Source organism: Paracraurococcus lichenis, assembly GCF_030657435.1.
Classification (GTDB): Bacteria; Pseudomonadota; Alphaproteobacteria; order Acetobacterales; family Acetobacteraceae; genus Paracraurococcus; species Paracraurococcus lichenis.
On sequence record NZ_JAUTWS010000358.1, the window covers coordinates 1 to 898 of the forward strand.

Below are 898 nucleotides of genomic sequence, written 5' to 3' on the forward strand. Positions count from 1 at the left end.
TGGCGCCGAGCGGTCGCGGCGCAGCCGCGCCGGCTGCACCTCCACCTGTGTCCAGGCAACCTCCGCCCAGGTCTCTTGCCGCGGTCCGCGACCGCCATCACCGCGCGGCAGAATGCGCCGTCGTGCCATCGGCGCCAGGCTGCGCAGCCGGTCAACGAGGTGGTCGCCCTCCCCAAGCCGTCGGTTCTGGACGACGCGCACCAGCACGTGCCAGCCGATGCCGCGCGCTCGCGCGAGGTGAGAGAAGACGTCAGCGCCGCGGTCGCCAACGCTCACCCAGGTCGCGCCCTCGGGCGCCGGACCAACCGCCTCCACCGCCTCGGCCCAGACATCCGCTTCAGTGCGGCGAGCATTCCGCTCGGTCCGGGTCTCACCCTTTGCCTTGACCGCGTCGGGCCGGGCCCAGGCCGTCAGCGCCGCGAGGCCGAGCACCTCGTCGGCAACCTCCCCGGGCCGCAGCGCCAGGCAGCCATGTGCCATTAGTCCGCGTCCGCGGTCGTCGCCGATCCGGCCCCGCCCCGCCATGGCCCAGTGGCTCGACAGGTCGATGACGGTGTCGTCGTGCACGAACAACACCGGGCCCCGCGCCCGCGACGCGGCCTCGCGCGTCGCCCCTCGGTGTTGCCCGGTCACTGCCTCGAGCGTCACCTCCGGCCGTTCCAGCAAGCGGTACGCTGCCTTGGCGCCAGCCCAGCTGCCCATCTGCCCGGGCAGCCCAGCCGCCGGCTGCGCCGCCATCGCCGCGCCCACCGTCACAGCCCGCCGCGTCCGGCGGTGGTCGCCCAGGTCAACCTCGCCCCACTGCCGTTCCGCCCAGCTGCTCGCGTCTTCCACGACCTGCAGTCCCTATTTGCAGGTCAAAGCCCTACGCCGAAGCTGAGTTGTGGGTAAGGTCAAG

General features: G+C 73.1%; 1 protein-coding gene. It reads right to left on the reverse strand.

Going from position 1 to position 898, the window contains the following annotated elements:
* On the reverse strand, positions 1-834 hold an 834-nt coding region (locus Q7A36_RS40235; protein ID WP_305109398.1), incomplete at its 3' end, for an IS4/Tn5 family transposase DNA-binding protein.
* Positions 835-898: the final 64 nt, after the last annotated feature.